The organism is Streptococcus equinus (assembly GCF_900101445.1).
Classification (GTDB): Bacteria; Bacillota; Bacilli; order Lactobacillales; family Streptococcaceae; genus Streptococcus; species Streptococcus equinus_B.
In genome coordinates, this window is the sequence record NZ_FNKE01000001.1 from 1,017,982 (window position 1) to 1,033,936 (window position 15,955).

The 15,955-nt window shown below is 38.1% G+C and carries 11 protein-coding genes; 4 read left to right on the plus strand and 7 right to left on the minus strand.

Annotation, left to right across the window (positions count from 1 at the left end; translation table 11 throughout):
• Position 1: 1 nt before the first annotated feature.
• A complete protein-coding gene (locus BLR83_RS05065) occupies positions 2-877 on the minus strand; it encodes a DUF3114 domain-containing protein (RefSeq protein ID WP_074560705.1) in 876 nt (291 codons plus the stop codon).
• Positions 878-958: 81 nt separating this feature from the next.
• Between BLR83_RS05065 and BLR83_RS05070 the strand changes: the two genes are divergently transcribed.
• Together BLR83_RS05070 and BLR83_RS05075 are read left to right on the plus strand one after the other, a co-directional pair.
• Positions 959-1,474, plus strand: a complete 516-nt coding sequence (locus BLR83_RS05070) for a TetR/AcrR family transcriptional regulator (RefSeq protein ID WP_074560706.1) — start codon at positions 959-961, stop codon at positions 1,472-1,474.
• A gap of 110 nt (positions 1,475-1,584) precedes the next feature.
• Positions 1,585-3,354: an oleate hydratase gene (locus BLR83_RS05075; protein ID WP_074560707.1), complete on the plus strand. Its 1,770-nt coding sequence runs from the start codon at positions 1,585-1,587 to the stop codon at positions 3,352-3,354.
• A gap of 83 nt (positions 3,355-3,437) precedes the next feature.
• Here the strand turns inward: BLR83_RS05075 and BLR83_RS05080 are convergent, their stop codons facing one another.
• The 6 genes from BLR83_RS05080 to ccpA form a co-directional block, all read right to left on the minus strand.
• On the minus strand, positions 3,438-5,339 hold the full coding sequence (locus BLR83_RS05080; protein ID WP_074560708.1) for a right-handed parallel beta-helix repeat-containing protein: 1,902 nt from the start codon (positions 5,337-5,339) through the stop codon (positions 3,438-3,440).
• A gap of 152 nt (positions 5,340-5,491) precedes the next feature.
• The gene (locus BLR83_RS09790) at positions 5,492-8,026 is read right to left on the minus strand and encodes a pectate lyase family protein (RefSeq protein ID WP_081340994.1); all 2,535 of its coding nucleotides are present in this window, start codon (positions 8,024-8,026) and stop codon (positions 5,492-5,494) included.
• Between the two features lie 162 nt (positions 8,027-8,188).
• Positions 8,189-10,135, minus strand: coding sequence for a threonine--tRNA ligase (gene thrS / locus BLR83_RS05100; protein WP_074560709.1), 1,947 nt, complete (start codon positions 10,133-10,135; stop codon positions 8,189-8,191).
• A 351-nt stretch (positions 10,136-10,486) separates the two neighbouring features.
• Complete coding sequence (locus tag BLR83_RS05105; protein WP_074560710.1) at positions 10,487-11,821, minus strand: glycosyltransferase family 4 protein; 1,335 nt, start codon at positions 11,819-11,821, stop codon at positions 10,487-10,489.
• 1 nt (position 11,822) lies between these two features.
• Complete coding sequence (locus BLR83_RS05110) at positions 11,823-12,821, minus strand: LTA glycolipid anchor biosynthesis glycosyltransferase, IagA/BgsA family (protein WP_074560711.1); 999 nt, start codon at positions 12,819-12,821, stop codon at positions 11,823-11,825.
• A gap of 92 nt (positions 12,822-12,913) precedes the next feature.
• Positions 12,914-13,918, minus strand: a complete 1,005-nt coding sequence (ccpA, locus tag BLR83_RS05115; RefSeq protein WP_074481405.1) for a catabolite control protein A — start codon at positions 13,916-13,918, stop codon at positions 12,914-12,916.
• Between the two features lie 339 nt (positions 13,919-14,257).
• On the opposite strand from ccpA, the gene BLR83_RS05125 reads away from it, so the two are divergent.
• Complete coding sequence (locus BLR83_RS05125) at positions 14,258-15,343, plus strand: M24 family metallopeptidase (RefSeq protein WP_074560712.1); 1,086 nt, start codon at positions 14,258-14,260, stop codon at positions 15,341-15,343.
• A gap of 105 nt (positions 15,344-15,448) precedes the next feature.
• Positions 15,449-15,952, plus strand: coding sequence for an NAD(+) diphosphatase (locus tag BLR83_RS05130; RefSeq protein WP_074560713.1), 504 nt, complete (start codon positions 15,449-15,451; stop codon positions 15,950-15,952).
• The last annotated feature ends 3 nt before the right edge of the window (positions 15,953-15,955 follow it).

The following is a 15,955-nucleotide window of genomic DNA, read 5'->3' on the forward strand; positions in this document are numbered from 1 at the left end:
CCTACGAACAGTTGTGTAAATCTTTTCGAAATCTTTGAATCAATTGTTTTACCTTTTGATAGCTGCTACGCCCTTGTCTGGCGTAGTGGCCTTTTTTATTAAAATAGCTGCGCTCCCAATCCACGTGACGACGGCGCTTAATCCAGAGCGGTGCTCGAAATGCATTGCCTTGATTTGCTAAAATGCGTTTTCGAAAGAGTGGGTCGTGACGTTTTATCGCTGCAACGTCAAGCTCATAGTGTCTCTGGTCGTTACGATTGGCATAGTTAAAACTAGCTCCGTTGATAATGCCATTATGTGTCTGACCTTGCGGGTCGATTTCATTAGCAAAATGTCCCCTGCTATCTAAGATAAATTCTGTGTGAAAAGCCAGCAAAATTTTTAGATTAACTGGTAGCTCAAATCCTAAAATGGCACGTTTGGGTGCTTTATTATGGAGCCTAGCTGATTCTGTCAAATCAAAATCAAATCGCCTCCGCCAAAACCGTCGCTCTTTTTTATCTTTTAAGTAAGCTAACATAGATTGCCAATCTGACTTAGCAGGAAATTCTTCTCTAACCCACTGAGCTTGGTAGGCAGAAATCACATAACGACATTGATGGACTTGGTGCGCTAATAAATTGTCCTCAGCCATGCTTTCTCCTGGGTAAGCTATTTGAACCAACCTTGCCAACTCACTCCAAAAAGGATGATTAGGAGCCAAATCATCTGAAAAATGGTTTAAGAGCTTACGAGTCTCGGCAATCTCGCCAGATAATTCTTCTGGCATGTCTAAGATGTCCATTAATTCTTGTAATACAAGTCGTGCTTTGTCACTTGTGCTTGCAGCTTTGCTATTTTCCCAAAAGTAGAAAAAGTCTTTATCTCCGATTTTCATAGGTCAATTATAGCACATTACAGCGCTAACACCTTTTTTAAAGGGGCTTATGATAAAATAGTTATAGATGAAGGGGAATTTATGAAGACATTAACTGAAGAGGCTTTTGCCCGCACTTTAAAAGAAATTATGCAGGAAAAATCCTTTGACAAGGTAACTGTAACTGAATTGGTTCAGCGCATGCATGTCAATCGTCAAACCTTTTACTATCATTTCAATGATTTGTATGACCTGCTTGAAAAGATATACATTTCAGATGGTGAGCAAATGATTGGTGATAACCGAACAGACGATTCTTGGGAAAAAGGCATGCTTGCGATTTTTCAATACATTTTAGCCAACAAAGCATTTGTCTGCAACACCTATTATTCTATCAATCGTAATTATTTGGAACATTTTTTATATGACCGAGCTTACGAATTAATCAAGCCGGTCTTAAAGACTAAAAATCCTGACTTACCAGCTAGAGAACTCGATTTTAAAGTACATTTTTGCAAGTATGGCTTGGTTGGTTTTATCCTTGATTGGATTGACTCTGGTTTGCAAGAAAATCCCAACACCTTAGCCAAGCGTATTTATCAACTTTTGAATCACTAGACAAAGTCAGCAATGTGTCAAAAATTTAGACAGGAAAGATTTCCTGTCTATTTTATTTTGTCAAAGAAAGCGTTTTAATAAAAGTGATTTTAACAAAGGAGTTGACATGTATGTATTATTCAAACGGAAATTATGAAGCATTTGCTCGTCCTAAAAAACCTGAAAACGTCGATGACAAATCAGCCTATATCGTCGGAAGTGGCTTAGCAGCTCTTTCAACTGCTGTCTTTCTTGTCCGTGATGCCCAAATGCCTGGTGACCACATTCATATTCTAGAAGAATTGAGTCTTCCTGGTGGCAGCATGGATGGTATCAAGAATGACCGCTTAGGCTATATTATTCGTGGTGGTCGTGAAATGGAACCTCACTTTGAAGTGCTTTGGGACTTATTCCGCTCCATTCCATCCCTCGAAAATCCAGACCATTCAATCTTGGATGAATTCTACTGGCTCAACAAAGAAGACCCTTGTTATGCCAAGACACGTATCATTTGCAATCGAGGAAAAGCTCTGCCCAACGATGGTCACCTAACCCTTTCTGAAAAAGCCATCAAAGAAATCATTGATTTGATTTTAATGCCTGAAAGCAAACTAGAAAATGTTCAAATCGACCAAGTTTTTGATGACGAATTTTTCAATTCTAATTTCTGGCTCTACTGGTGTACAATGTTTGCCTTTGAACCTTGGTCAAGTGCCATGGAAATGCGCCGCTATCTCATGCGCTTTATTCAACACGTTGGTTGCCTCAAAAATCTTTCTTCCCTTCGCTTCACAAAATACAACCAATACGAATCTTTGATTTTACCAATCGTCCATTACTTATCTGAACATGGTGTTGATTTTAGTTATGATACTACCGTGACAAATATTTTAGTTAACCGCAAAGGCAATAAAAAAGTGGCAAGCAAGCTTGAATTTACAAAAGCAGGTCAAGCAAAAGAACTCTTTTTAAGTGAAAATGATTTGGTCTTTGTCACAAATGGTTCAATCACCGAAAGCACAACTTATGGTGACAACGACCACCCAGCCCCAGTTAAACACGAATTAGGGGCTAGCTGGGAACTCTGGCAAAAATTGGCTGCCCAAGATGAAAGCTTTGGTCACCCAGAAAAATTCTGCCAAAACATTCCAGATGCTAACTGGACTATCTCAGCTACCATCACATTCAAGGACAAACGCATCGCACCTTATATCGAAGCTGTTAACCACAAAGACCCATACAGTGGCTCAATCGTAACCAGCGGTCCAACAAGCATTAAAGATTCTAACTGGCTCCTTGGTTATTCTATCAGCCGTCAACCGCATTTCAAAGTTCAAAAAGATAATGAACTGGTCGTTTGGCTTTACCCTCTTTACACAGACCGTAAGGGAAATTATATTGCAAAACGCCCTGATGAATGTACTGGTAAAGAACTTTGCCAAGAATGGCTCTACCACATGGGAGTCCCTGAAACTGAAATTGCAGAAATTGCTGATACTGCTTCAACTATTCCTTGCCACATGCCTTACATCACTACTTACTTCATGCCACGTGGCTTGAATGACCGCCCATTGGTAGTGCCAAAAGACAGTCAAAACTTAGCCTTTATTGGTAACTATGCTGAAACACCACGTGACACTGTCTTTACCACAGAATATTCTGTCAGAACAGCTATGGAAGCCGTCTACACACTACTTGATGTTGACCGCGGTGTTCCTGAAGTCTTCGCGTCAGCCTTTGATGTTCGCATGCTACTCAATGCCCTTTACTATCTAAATGACCAAAAATCACTAACAGAGATTGATATTCCTTGGGCAGAAAAAGCCGTCCTCAAAGAAGCTCTTAAGAAAGTGCACGGCACTTATATCGAAGAATTACTCAAAGAATACCACTTGTTATAATCATTCATAACAAAGTTTTTATCACTAAATAGCCCCTCGATTGAGGAGCTATTTTTTTTAGATTTTCACAATACTATGCTAGATTAATAAATATTAAAGCCGACTTTGCCAGGAATTTTATTGGCTTGGCAACTAGCAATAATTGAGTTTTTAGTATTTTCAACTGACTTGCGAATGGCTGATTGACTGCCAGATGATGGTGTTGTGACAGAACGTCCATTTGGTAATTTATCACCACTCTTACCAGCAAAGCCTTGAACTGCAGACCAGCCTTTAATGGTTAATGGTTGAATGTAATAGTTGTAGCCATTATCAAATGCCACACAGTGGTCTAAATAAGCTGTAACGGAACTATTATTGTTATCAAAACCTTTTTTAGCTTCATCAAAAGCAAGACAATATGACAATTTACGTGTCACACTTGATTTTGAATTGACAGAACCAAGTTTAAAGCCATTTGGATTACCGTCAAATGAATTGCCAGTCCAAGCTGAAAGACTAATCGTACCAGCGTCAGTCTTGATGAAGTTTCCAGTTGGCAAAGCAAATTTCCCTTTTACATAATTTGAAGCAAATGAGCCATCTTTTGCCTTGATGAGTTGAACCAGATGAAGATTTTCATCTAAAGCTTTTTTGTGGTCAAAATCATATTTTCCGGTAAAGACATCGGGGTTACCGTTATTCCAAACTGCACAATTCGTGTAAGTGATATCTGGTGTCACATCACCTGCTTTATCAAAGGAATCCCAACCATCGTCAGAATTATCCCAAGCATAACAGTAAGTAAAGGTATTGCCGCTACCTGCACCGAGTTTTGGCGCAAAGCCGTCAGCATTTCCCCCGCGAGTGTAGACATCACAGTTACGGTAGCTGTAAACCGCTTCGATCGTATTACGATAAGCGCCAGCTGTCACTTGCAAACCAGCATCATTGTTATATCTGACAATACAATTTGAAACCTTGTTATTACCAGCAGTTTTTCCTTTGATTTGGATACCGTTATCTGGTGCATGCTCGATAATCAGATTTTGAAGAGTGTAGTTTGAACCAGAAATTCTGACACCGACTGCTGCATCTGATGAGGCTTTGCCGATGTATTTTGCCATAAAGTTTGAAAAATCAAGCTCTGGGTAAGAGCCATCCGCATTTTGCACACCGATGATTTGAACATTAGCATTTGCTTTAGACAAAGCAATTTGCCCGTCACAAGCAATCTTGTTCCCCTTCACATAAACCTTTCCGCCACCGGCTTTTTCAGCTTTGGAAATAGCAGAGCGAAGATCGTTATAAGTTGATACTGTCGCACCATTTGAAGCTGCTAATGAAGAGGAGATTAAGCTTTCATCAGCACTTTCTGTTTGGGACAAATCAACATCACTTGTCTCGCTTGAACTGCTAGCAGCCTCACTTGATTGACTTTCTGAAACGGCATCATCAGAAGACGTTGCTTCTACCTGAATACTAAACAAGTCAAGGTCAGCGTCTTTAGCGTATAAATAAAGCTCACCAGCTTCACCTGAATAAGTGTAAGTTTCTTCACTGGCTTGTGCACCTGCAGTCAGATTGGTTAGGTCTTGACCTTGGCTATCAGCTAAAACAAGATGACTCTCATCAGTCTGTGAAGCACTTTTTAAAACGACTTTAATCACATCGTTATCAGATACTGAAAATTTCAATGAAGCCTTATCCTGACTGCCTGTAGCATTTAACTGCAAGGCAGATGAATAATTACTTTCTGAAACTTTAGCTTCTTCTGCTTTGATGGACAATGGTGACTCTTCATTTGCCAAGAAGGTCAAACCATCAATCGTTTTTTCAGAACTTAACTGACCCAAATCTTTAAATGACGAATCACTAAAATTCCAAGCTACCGAAGAATCAGCTTTGACAATCACTGGACCAGGTCCTAAATTAGACAAAAGCGATGCTAAAGCTATTAAAAGACCAAAGCCAAGCGACAAAAAATGTTGCTTAAAGTTTCGCATATTTTAACTCCCCCTTTTTTTGCGAACGCTTTCTTAATTGTAACATTTCATTTTGGCATTCTTAGATTTTTGCAAATCTGGAAAAATCATTCGTTTAAAAAGACACAAAAAGAAGCTCTTGCGAGCTCCTTCTCTTTGTACTTTTATATTTGTTAATTAATTGGATATACTAAAGAGCTGTTATGAACACCAGCATATTTAACTACCCAATTTTTAGCATCCTGAGGTGAACGTGTCGCATAACCATAGTTACCACTAGGTCTCCAACTTGTTCCACCAGCAATTTTGGCAGTCGAAATATCCCATGATAAAATACTTCCACTATCTGTAAATCTACCAATGTTATTCATCGCATTGACTACACAACCTTTATGACTACCAGCTTCAAAAACATTTTTTTCAGAATAAATATTGCATTCAGTATACGGTGTATATCCTAAATCAAAATCTGACACATAGTTATTATAACAATGGAAATAGCCATATCTCATCAAACCAGGAGCTCTTGTCAAAGTTTGTCTAAAGTAACTATTACTAATGGTCATGCATGGATAACCTTGATAGGTGTTTTTTCCATCTTCTTGAGGATAGCCTAAAATCAAGCCATATTTATGCCCACCAAAGAAGCATCCATTAACAGAAACAAAGTTAGCTTTTAACCCTACATACAAAAATTTATCTGTATCATTATGATGAATATTAGCATCTCTATTCATATCATGTCCAGGCCATGAACAATGATCAAGCCAAAAATTATTACCATCTGAAATATACATTTGAATATCATCATTATTATTAATAGATACTGAATGTGTAAAAGTAATATTTTTATAGATATTATTTCCAGAGGCCTGAATATTTCTAAAATGAATATTGTTCAAAGTATTTGCTTGATAAGAACCAACAAAGGTTTTATTTGAACCAACATTTACTTTAGTTAATGCATTTTGTGAGAGATTAGCACCAATAACAATGGTATAAGGTGTTGAACCCGCCGCATAATTCTGTAGTTCCTTCAAAGATTTAACCGTTACAACTTTACCAAATACTCCACCTGTGACACAAGCTTTTTCACGATTTGACATATCTTTAGAGTAACCAGCAAACCCTTCAACTCCATAAGAATTAACACGTAAATTTTGAGCGGCTGAACCGTTATACTGTTCTAGTCTATAGCTATTATTGGATAACGTTAATGCTAAATTGGTATTACTATTATTGACAATCTTGTAATTTAGAGCTGTTCCATAAGCATCTTTTTTAGTAGCAATAATTTGCCAGTACTGTGATTTATCTCCACTAGATACTGCTGCTCCAGCAACACCAGCACCTGCGCTTGCTTTACTAGAATATGGTGTCAAACAAAAACCAGTATCACTATTAACAATGCGATAAACACCGTTATTAACGTAAGACAAAATCCATCTATTTGATGCACCGCTTGACTTAACTGAGGTTAAGGCTGCACCACTTTTGCCAGTGTCATTAAGATAATTTCCATCTTGGGTATTAACAAACTGTAATTGTTGCTCTGGGTAGACATTACCTAGTGGTGAATGTTTACCAGCTGATTGAGAATTATGACTATTAGTATCTTCATTGATTGCTTCAAAACGGAATTGTTGACAGGCTAGACCGTTATAAGTCCAGGTATCAATATTTCCTTTGTCAGCTGTCGACCAATCATATACATCAAGTGCTTGCTTGTTGCCTGAACATTTTGTTTGAAGGCAGAAAACACCTGATTGATCAGTTTTAACTGGTAAGAATTTTTGAGGATCAAGACCGTTAGCATCATAAATTTGAATGTTAGTACCATCTGAAGCACCACCATTTGCTACATCAAGCATACGTCCTGATGACATACCTGTTTTTAAAGTAATGTATCCATTGCCAACATTTTTGACATACCATTTTTGGCATGGATAACCATTACCAGAAAATTGTTGAACATTTGCACCATTAGCATCTTTACCATCAGCTACTTCAAGATATTTTTGACTATTAATATTTTTAATATAGTACCAACCGTCAGCAATTTGACCAGTTGCTACTTTACTTTCTTCAAGCCATGAGCTGTCTTCCTGATTGCCAAGCAAATCGCTAGTATTAAGTGTCATTGACTCTTCTGTCGTACTTTCATCAGTTGCCTCAAGTTCAATCTTGAAAACGTCAATGTCGCTATCCTTTGAATAAAGATAAAGATTATCAGCTCCACCAGAATACGCATAAGACTCTGTACTAGCGGCATTTCCTGCAGCAAGACTTGTTAATTCTTGACCTTGACTATCTGCAATAGTCAGATTTGCCTGCTCCACATCTGACGCATTTTTCAAAGTCACTTTAATCGTACAATCCCCAGAAACTGTAACTTGTGCAGACTGAATTTCTTTACTTCCTTGAGCAGGTAAGCTTAAGGCATATGAATAATCACTCCTATCAACTGTCACTACCTCTGGTTTAATTTCTAAAGGCTTCTCTTTGGTAGCCAGCAGAGTTAAACCATCAATCGTTACTGTATCGGTAATCGTTCCCAAATCCTTAAATCTTGCCTCTTCAAAATTCCATGAAGATGTCGACGTCGTATCGGCGTTAATAATTACAGGACCCAGACCAGAAAATAGAGTCGCAATCACTAGTACTAGGCCTGACAGCACAGACGACAAGCGTCTTTTAAGTTTTCGCATTCTGTAACTCCCCCTTTTTGCGAGCGCTTACTTTAATTTTAACACTTACAAGGTAAATGCATCAACTTTTGCAAATCTGGAAAAATCACTCGTTTAAAAGGACACAAAAAGAAGCCCCGCAGGACTTCTTTTTTACCGAATTTATTATGCAAATATAAGGAATTATTCAGCGTCTGGACGTGATTTACGATCGATGTCAGCAAGGATATTTTCTACAAACTCATCGATTGATTCAGTGTGAGTTTGTTTGCTTCCGTAACGACGAACGTTAACAGTCTTATCAGCCATTTCTTTATCACCAACGATTAATTGGTAAGGAATTTTCTTAGTTTGGCTTTGACGAATCTTAAGTTGCATTTTTTCGTTACGTTCATCGACATCAACACGAACACCTTTGTCGCGAAGAACTTTAGCAACTTCCCAAGCGTAGTCAACGTGAGCTTCGTTAGAAACTGGGATAACAGTTACTTGGTGAGGAGCAAGCCATGTTGGGAATGCACCTTTGTAGTTTTCAATCAAGATAGCTGTGAAGCGTTCCATTGTTGAGATAACACCACGGTGAATCATAACTGGACGGTGTTCTTCACCATCAGCACCGATGTATGTCAAACCAAAGCGTTCTGGAAGAAGGAAGTCAAGTTGGATTGTTGACAATGTTTCTTCGTTACCAAGAGCAGTTTTCACTTGGATATCAAGTTTTGGACCGTAGAAGGCAGCTTCACCTTCAGCTTCGAAGTATTCAACGCCCATTTCATCCAAGGCAGCTTTCAACATTGATTGTGCATTTTCCCACATTTCATCGTCATCATAGTATTTGTGAGTATCTTTAGGGTCACGAAGTGAAAGACGGAAACGGTATTCAGTCAAGTTGAAATCTTCGTAAACGTCGATAATCAATTGAAGAGCTTTTTGGAATTCTTCTTGGATTTGTTCAGGAGTTACGAACAAGTGACCATCGTTAAGTGACATTTCACGAACACGTTGAAGACCTGACAAAGCACCAGATTTTTCGTAACGGTGCATCATACCGATTTCAGCGATACGGATTGGCAATTCACGGTATGAGTGTACGTGGTGTTTGTAAACTTGGATGTGGTGTGGGCAGTTCATTGGACGAAGAACGAATTCTTCACCGTCACCCATATCCATTGTTGGGAACATATCTTCACGGTAGTGATCCCAGTGACCTGAAGTTTTGTAAAGGTCAACTGAAGCCAAAGGTGGAGTGTAAACGTGAAGGTATCCTGATTCTACTTCTTTATCAACGATGTAACGTTCCAAAGTACGACGGATTGTAGCACCATCTGGCAACCAGAATGGAAGACCTTGACCAACTTCTTGAGAAATCATGAACAAATCAAGTTCTTTACCAAGTTTACGGTGGTCACGTTCTTTAGCTTCTTGACGTTGTTTAAGGTAAGCTTTAAGGTCTTTTTTGTCAAACCAAGCAGTACCGTAAACACGTTGCATCATGGCGTTATCGCTATTTCCGCGCCAGTAAGCACCAGCAACGTTCAATAGGTGGAAGACTTGGATACGACCAGTTGAAGGAACGTGTGGGCCACGGCAAAGGTCTGTAAATTCACCTTGTGTGTAAACAGTAAGACCACCTTCGTCTTCACCGTGTTCTTCGATCAATTCAAGTTTGTAAGGATCGTTTTTGAACAATTCACGCGCTTCATCGATAGAGATTTCTTTACGAACGCATGGAAGGTTTTCTTTAACGATTTTTTTCATTTCTTCTTCGATACGAGGAAGGTCTTCATCAGTGATTTGACCTGATTTGTTATCAGTATCGTAGTAGAAACCATTTTCGATTGCAGGACCTACACCAAGGCAAAGGTCTGGGAAAAGACGTTTTGCAGCTTGAGCAAATAGGTGAGCTGCTGAGTGACGCAAGATACCAAGAGCATCTTCATGATCAGGTGTTACGACTTCGATGCTACCATCTTCAGTGATTGCACGAGTAGTATCAATCAATTCTCCGTTAAATTTACCAGCCAAAGCTTTTTTAGCTAGTGAATTACTAATACTTTGAGCAATTTCAAAAGTTGTTACTCCAGATTCGAATTCGCGCACAGCGCCATCTGGGAAAGTAATTTTAACCATACTATTCTCCTTTAAAAGATTTACATTGTTGAGAATTCCTTTTTGGGAACCGGGCAAAAGGAACTTGATGAGTTTACAAAAATTTTTCCCCGAGATAAAAGAAAAGCGACGTCCAAAAAGGACGTCGCAACGTGGTTCCACCTTCATTTATCTACGACAAAAAAGAGTCGTAAACCTCAAATCGGCTATATCGTAGCCACCGTTTTATGTTTGCATAAAAAGCAAAGGAAGTAGTATTGAATCAGCCAACCCTGCGCCCTTCTCACCAACCGGCACTCGCTCTAAAGGTTGAACCCTGTTCAACTTGTCTTCGATAGATATTATAACACGAATTTTTTATTTTTCAAGAACTTAGTCAAGGAAATCTCGAATTGAATTAATCAAGCGTTTTGGAGCCTTGAAAACTTTCGCTGAGGTCTTAACCGTAGCTTTGGCTGCTTCTGCTGGCAATTTAATAGCAGAATGTGCTAACTTCACAGACGTTTTTTCTTTTTGACCACGAACCGTTAAAGAGAATTTTTCTTTTTTCTTGTTCTTAGCTGAAATCAAGACATCAAGATAAAAAGCATAGACCGATTTTCCAAAATGTTCTGCAGAGATAGCATACATTTTTGCTTGATAAGCTTTGTCATCCATGGCAGGTGTGTTTTCAATCGCATCTAAAATAGCATTCGCCAAATCCTCTTCTTGGTAGAACAATGTTCCAAACATCTTTTGATCAATGATGTCATCCAAATAAGGATTTCCATGTGCAATGACTGGTGTTCCACTAGCAAGACTTTCAGTATAAGTCAAACCTTGAGTTTCACTGGTTGACGCTGAAATGAAGAAATCAGCAGCTTTATAGTAAATAGCTGTTTCATCATGGGCAACCATTCCCGTGAAAATCACACTATCTTCGATACCAAGCTCTTCAACCATTTTTTTCAAATCTGATAAATATGGTCCATCACCAACAATAACCAATTTAACGGCTTGATTTTGTGCTAAAACGTCTGGAAATTGTTGGACGATGGCTTGAATATTTTTTTCATAAGAGATACGAGACAGACTAAGTAGCATAGTCTCATCTTCAGCAATTCCAAGTTTTTCACGAAGAGCTAGGGCATCTTCTCTCGTAATATCCTTACGTTCGTACTCTTCCACACGAATACCTGTCGGAATGACACGTTTTGGAATCTTGATATCATAACCATCAAGCAAATTTAGCACAATACGAGATGGACAAATCACGCCGTCCAAGTCATTCATGTAGCCACGCATGACATACTTGACCATACCTGGTTTGATGATTTTCCCTTTAGCAATATAGCCAACATAATCTTCGTATTGTGTATGATAAGTGTGAACAACTGGAATACGAAGAGCTGCAGCAATCATTTTTCCAAGCATCCCAACGCTAAATTCCGTTTGGGTATGAATAATATCTAATTTATATTGTTTGGCAATTTTATAAGACGAAATCAATCCACGATAAACAATGCGGCGATCTGTAAACGAAATAAAAGGCACACTAGGAAGTCGGATAATCGTTGGATCTTCGTAGCGTTTAACCGCTTTATCTGTGGTTGTAAAAATATAGACCTCGTGTCCTTCTTTTTCCAATTCTTCCTTGAGGGTACAAATACTTGTTGCTACCCCAGAAACTTGAGGAAAATAAGTGTCCGTAAAAAGACCAATTCTCATTTTACAACTCCATTACTTTGTGATAAACATCAACTAATTCATGAGCAACTTTATCAATGCTACGACTTTGAGCAATATGATAACCTGCTTCTTGTTTTTCGCTATTTCCTGATAAAACCTTACGAAGGGATTTAACAAAGCCATCAACGTCATGAGCTAACTCCGCACAGCTACTGTCAACCCAACCATGATAGACAGGAATATCACGTAAAACCACATGTTGGTGGCTAGCAAGTGCTTCAAGAACGACAATTCCTTCTGTTTCCTCACGACTTGGGAAGAAGAAAGCATCTGCCCCACTCATGGCACCTTCAAAGACATCACCCTTAATGTAACCAGCAAAAATCACATTATCTGGGTGCTTACGAGTCACAATGCTTCGTACTTTATGAGGAATAACCCATTTATTCGTTTCACCGAACCAAATAAAACGCACATCAGGCATTTGCTCTGCTACTTTAACAAAGTCATCAATACCTTTTCGCATGAAATAAAGTCCAGCACAAATCACAACTTTTTCATCTGGTTTAAGACCAAAGTGACGTCTAAAAGCTTCTTCCTTAGCTGGATTTGGTACATAACGTGACAAATCAATTCCATTTGAAACAGCAAAAATTGGCTTATCAACGCCATAACCACTAATTAATGATTTTGAGTATTCAGTCGGTGTAATAATAGCATCCGCATTATTGTAGAAATGACAAAGATACCATCTAAAAATTGGTGATACTAAATTAGAGCCGATAAAAGAGTCACGAAAATCTTCTTCGGTAGAATGACCATGCATCAAGACTTTTTTACCTGCTTTTTTGGATTTTTTCAATAATTTCCAACTCTTAATGCCATAAGTATTGATGTGAACCAAATCATAGTCATCGTTTGGATTAGTTGTATAATCTTGGCCAACCATGCTAAGCGCACGCTCTTGGTGCTTGATGGCACGACCAATTCCTGATTTTCTTAAATAATTTTCAGCTTCCAAATACAGTAAAACTTTCATAAATTCTATTATAGCTTATTTTGTAAATTTTTTCACTAAGACTCAAAAAAATCAGCCCAAAGGCTGATTTTGTTATAGTATCCTTTTTGGAATTATTGACGTGTTGTACCACGCAATTTAAGACCGTGATTAAGAATAATTTCTTTTTCTTCAAGTTCTTCTTTGTTCATGATTTTAGTCAACATACGCATACTTACCGCACCAAGGTCATAAACCGGTTGGCTAATTGAGCTTAGGTTTGGACGAGTGTATGATGTGATTGGTGAATCATTACTTGTAAGAATTTCAAAGTCTTCAGGAACTTTTTTACCTGCGGCAAACAATCCATTCAAAAGACCTGCAGCTAGTTCGTCTTCAGCAACATAAGCAGCTGTAGCACCTGAATTCATCACGCGTTGAGCTAGTTCATAACCGTCTTTGTAGTTGTAATTAGCTTCAAATACAAGTCCTTCTTTGAATGATAGGTTGTTCTTTTCAAGTCCTTCTTTGTATCCTGCAAGACGAACTTTACCGTTAATGTCATCAATAAGTGGTCCTGAAACAAAGGCAATATCTTTGTTATTTTTAGCCAAAATATCAACAACATCAGCCACGGCAGCTTTGTAATCAATATTAACACTTGGAAGTTGGTGTTCTAAATCAACTGTCCCTGCTAGAACCACTGGTGTGCGTGAGCGAGAGAACTCTGCACGAATTTTTTCAGTTAAATGGTGTCCCATGAAGATAATACCATCCACTTGTTTTGCAAACAAAGTGTTAACAACATTAACTTCTTTATCGTCGTCTTCATCACTTGACGCAAGAACGATATTGTATTTGTACATTGCAGCAATATCGTCGATACCTTTCGCTAAAATTGAGAAATAGCTATTAGCGATATTTGGAATAACAACACCAACTGTCGTAGTTTTTTTACTTGCCAAACCACGAGCAACTGCATTTGGACGATAGTCTAAACGGTCAATAACTTCAAGGACTTTTTTACGAGTGTTTTCCTTTACATTTTTATTGCCATTTACAACACGACTAACTGTTGCCATTGAGACGCCTGCTTCTCGTGCAACATCATAAATTGTAATCGTATCATCAGTGTTCATTATTGGACTTCCTTTCTATTTGAAAATTTCGCTTTCACAAATATTTTAGCACCTTTTGGAAACACTTTCAAGTGCAAACTTATAATTTTTGAAAACTTTTCATATTTTGAAAACGTTTAAAGTCCAATTTTTCTCATAAAAGGGCAAAAAAGTCAAAAAGTAGTTATTTTCAGAAAATTTTCTGCTATCTTTTTGGTAAACTTCTGAAACTCTTTCATCTTTTTAAAGTTTTTTAGCATGATTTTATGAAAATTAAGTGTATTTAATTTTTTCGTCTTCAACTCTTGATTTTTTGTGATTTTTTTGAAAAAATGGGGGTAATTAGAAAGAAGGTTTCTCATGTCTAAATTAGATCAAATCCGCTCATATTTGAATCAAGAAAAGGCAAATATTGCTGTTTTCTCTGATCCAGTAACTGTTAACTATTTGACTGGTTTCTTCTGCGATCCACACGAACGTCAAATGTTCTTGTTTGTTTACGCTGACCGCGAACCAGCACTTTTTGTTCCAGCTCTTGAAGTCGCACGCGCAAGCCAACTTGTTAATTTCCCTGTTTTTGGTTATGTTGATTCAGAAAATCCATGGGAAAAAATTAAAAATGGTCTTCCTTCAACAGATAGCGCCAAAATCTTTGCTGAATTTGATAATTTGAACGTTACTAAATTCCAAGGTTTGCAAACTGTCTTTGATGGACGTTTTGAAGATTTGACACCATTTGTTCAAAAAATGCGTCTTATCAAATCTCAAGATGAAATCGATAAAATGATGATTGCTGGTCAATTTGCAGACAAAGCTGTTAAAGTTGGTTTTGATAACATCTCACTTAACAACACTGAAACTGACATTATTGCCATGATTGAATTTGAAATGAAAAAGCAAGGTGTTGAAAAAATGAGTTTTGACACTATGGTCTTGACTGGTAACAATGCCGCTAACCCACATGGTATCCCAGGCACAAACAAAATCGAAAACAATGCTTTACTTTTGTTTGACCTTGGAACAGATATGCACGGCTACGCTAGTGACATGACTCGTACAGTTGCCGTTGGTAAACCTGACCAATTCAAAAAAGACATTTACAACTTGTGCTTAGAAGCTCACCTGGCAGCTCTAGAGTTCATCAAACCAGGTGTTCTTGCTAGTGAAGTGGATGCAGCTGCTCGTAAAGTCATTGAAAAAGCAGGCTACGGTGAATACTTCAACCACCGTCTTGGACACGGTATTGGAATGACTTGTCACGAATTCCCTTCAATCATGGAAGGTAACGATATGGAAATCCAAGAAGGTATGTGTTTCTCAGTTGAACCTGGTATCTACATTCCTGGTAAAGTTGGTGTTCGTATCGAAGATTGTGGTCACGTCACAAAATCTGGCTTTGAAGTCTTCACACACACACCAAAAGAATTGCTTTATTTTGAAGGCTAATTCTCATAAACCAAAAATCTTCCTAGTAACACTAGGAAGATTTTATATTGCAGGAAACCTCAATTACTGCTAAAATGAGCCTAAGAAATCCAAAAAGAGGCTCTTATGTTTTATAAAACAATGACTTATTGTCCCGAATGTGGACACCCTTTAGAAAAGAAATTTTTAAAAGACGAAGGTGACATTCCTTATTGTTCACAGTGTGATAGCTTTCGCTTTCCTGTCTTTAATACAGCTATCAGTGCCATTTTATTTAACGAAAGTCATGATAAAATTCTCTTAATCAAGCAGTATAAGATGACTGAACACATTTTGCTAGCTGGTTATGTGTCACAAGGCGAAAATGCTGAGACAACTGTCGCTAGAGAAATCGATGAGGAATTAGGCTTGAAAGTTAAATCCTTAACCTTTAACGCCACTAAATACTACGAGCGCAGCAATTCACTCATGATTAATTTTGCCGTAACGGTGACCGGAGACATCACTCCAAATCACGAGATTGATGACTGGGACTGGTTTTCAATCGAAGATGCCAAAAAAGCCATTAAAGACGGTTCTCTTGCCGAAAGTTTTTTACTAGAATTTTTAGCTAAAATTGAAAAGGATTGAGAA

What these genes read in the sequence shown, in the direction of transcription:
- BLR83_RS05065 (WP_074560705.1), bottom strand. Translation starts at nt 877, where the DNA reads ATGAAAATCGGAGATAAAGACTTTTTCTACTTTTGGGAAAATAGCAAA.
- BLR83_RS05070 (WP_074560706.1), top strand. Translation starts at nt 959, where the DNA reads ATGAAGACATTAACTGAAGAGGCTTTTGCCCGCACTTTAAAAGAAATT.
- BLR83_RS05075 (WP_074560707.1), top strand. Translation starts at nt 1,585, where the DNA reads ATGTATTATTCAAACGGAAATTATGAAGCATTTGCTCGTCCTAAAAAA.
- BLR83_RS05080 (WP_074560708.1), bottom strand. Translation starts at nt 5,339, where the DNA reads ATGCGAAACTTTAAGCAACATTTTTTGTCGCTTGGCTTTGGTCTTTTA.
- BLR83_RS09790 (WP_081340994.1), bottom strand. Translation starts at nt 8,026, where the DNA reads ATGCGAAAACTTAAAAGACGCTTGTCGTCTGTGCTGTCAGGCCTAGTA.
- thrS (WP_074560709.1), bottom strand. Translation starts at nt 10,135, where the DNA reads ATGGTTAAAATTACTTTCCCAGATGGCGCTGTGCGCGAATTCGAATCT.
- BLR83_RS05105 (WP_074560710.1), bottom strand. Translation starts at nt 11,821, where the DNA reads ATGAGAATTGGTCTTTTTACGGACACTTATTTTCCTCAAGTTTCTGGG.
- BLR83_RS05110 (WP_074560711.1), bottom strand. Translation starts at nt 12,821, where the DNA reads ATGAAAGTTTTACTGTATTTGGAAGCTGAAAATTATTTAAGAAAATCA.
- ccpA (WP_074481405.1), bottom strand. Translation starts at nt 13,918, where the DNA reads ATGAACACTGATGATACGATTACAATTTATGATGTTGCACGAGAAGCA.
- BLR83_RS05125 (WP_074560712.1), top strand. Translation starts at nt 14,258, where the DNA reads ATGTCTAAATTAGATCAAATCCGCTCATATTTGAATCAAGAAAAGGCA.
- BLR83_RS05130 (WP_074560713.1), top strand. Translation starts at nt 15,449, where the DNA reads ATGTTTTATAAAACAATGACTTATTGTCCCGAATGTGGACACCCTTTA.